Source organism: Alteromonas sp. ABH2_165, from assembly GCF_056159945.1.
Map to the genome: position 1 here is coordinate 1 of NZ_JBSWWF010000016.1, position 2,058 is coordinate 2,058.

The following is a 2,058-nucleotide window of genomic DNA, read 5'->3' on the forward strand; positions in this document are numbered from 1 at the left end:
TCGTTGGCGTGGCGTCGTTACCTGTTGTCTGCGCATCCAATGCAATGGTTGGTGCAGCGGTATCGATTTCACCGTTGTTGTCGGTGGCCGTTGTGGCATTGCCCGCGGCATCGGTTGCGGTTGCTTCAACGGTGTAAGCACCATCCGCCATGTCCGCTGGTACGTCTGCGCTAAACGAACCGTCAGGCTGAACAGTAGCGGTGAAGGTTTGGGCATCACCATTGGCATCGGTTACCGTGATCGACACAGTTTCACCAGCCGGTAAATCCGTGGTGCCTGATACCGTTGGCGTCGCGTCGTTGCCGGTTGTCTGCGCGTCCAACGTGATGGTGGGCGCTGCGGTGTCGATTTCACCGTTATTGTCGGTAGCGGTAGTGGCGTTACCCGCCGCATCTGTTGCAGTGGCTTCAACGGTATAAGCACCGTCGGCCATGTCCGCTGGGACATCGGCACTGAATGAACCGTCTGGCTGCACCGTTGCCGTGAAGGTTTGGGCATCACCGTTAGCATCGGTCACTGTGATGGACACGGTTTCACCTACTGGCAGATCTGTGCTTCCAGAAACCGTTGGCGTGGCGTCGTTACCTATCGTCTGCGCATCCAATGTAATGGTTGGTGCAGCGGTGTCGATTTCACCGTTGTTGTCGGTAGCCGTTGTCGCGTTACCCGCCGCATCTGTTGCAGTGGCTTCAACGGTATAAGCACCGTCGGCCATGTCCGCTGGCACATCCGCGCTGAACGAGCCATCAGGCTGTACCGTTGCCGTAAAGGTTTGGGCATCACCATTGGCATCGGTTACCGTGATCGACACGGTTTCGCCTACTGGCAGATCTGTGCTTCCAGAAACCGTCGGCGTCGCATCGTTGCCGGTTGTATGCGCGTCTAACGTTACCGTTGGCGCAGTTGTATCAACTTCACCGCCAACTTCCGTTGTTGTTGCTGTATTTCCAGAAGCATCGGTGGCGGTGGCTTCTACCGTGTAAGCGCCTTCAGCTAGAGCAGTAGGTACATCGGCGCTGAATGTTCCGTCAGGTTGCACGGTCGCCGTGAAGGTTTGTGCATCACCATTAGCATCCGTCACCGTGATTGAGACGGTGTCACCGGCTAGAAGATCGGTGCTTCCAGAGATAGTCGGCGTCGTGTCGGTATCAGGGGATTGTGGCTCTAACGTGAGCGTTGGCGCTGCAGTATTTAATACTCCACCATTATCTGTAGTAGACGTTGTATTTCCTGCTGCATCCGTGGCAGTCGCTTCAACGGTATAGGCACCTTCTGCGATATCTGCTGGCACATCGGCACTGAACGAGCCATCAGGCTGGACGGTTGCCGTAAAGGTTTGGGCATCGCCATTAGCATCCGTTACCGTAATCGATATAGTTTCTCCGGTTGGTAAATCAGTAGTTCCTGACACTGTGGGGGTGGCGTCATTACCCGTATTTTGAGGATCTAGTGTTACCGTTGGCGCAGCTGTGTCAATTTCGCCGTTATTGTCGGTTGCCGTAGTCGCGTTACCGGCAGCATCTGTAGCAGTAGCTTCGACGGTATAAGCACCGTCGGCCATGTCCGCAGGGACATCCGCACTAAACGAGCCATCAGGCTGTACCGTTGTCGTAAAGGTCTGAGCATCACCATTGGCATCGGTCACAGTGATCGATACCGTTTCGCCGACAGGTAAGTCGGTGGTGCCTGATACCGTAGGCGTCGCGTCGTTACCTGTTGTCTGCGCATCCAATGTAATGGTTGGTGCAGCGGTATCGATTTCGCCGTTGTTGTCGGTAGCGGTAGTGGCGTTGCCCGCGGCATCGGTGGCAGTGGCTTCAACGGTATAAGCACCGTCGGCCATGTCCGCTGGTACGTCTGCGCTGAATGTTCCGTCAGGTTGTACGGTAGCGGTGAAGGTCTGAGCATCACCATTGGCATCGGTCACAGTGATCGAGACGGTTTCACCTCCTGGCAGATCCGTGGTACCAGAAACAGTTGGCGTCGCATCGTTACCTGTTGTCTGCGCGTCCAACGTAACCGATGGTGCAGCGGTATCGATTTCACCGTTGTTGTCGA

The 2,058-nt window shown here is 55.6% G+C and carries 1 protein-coding gene; it reads right to left on the minus strand.

Annotation, left to right across the window (positions count from 1 at the left end):
* Window positions 1–2,058: beta strand repeat-containing protein (locus ACXAFQ_RS20355; RefSeq protein WP_474825197.1), on the minus strand; the 2,058-nt coding region annotated here is incomplete at both ends.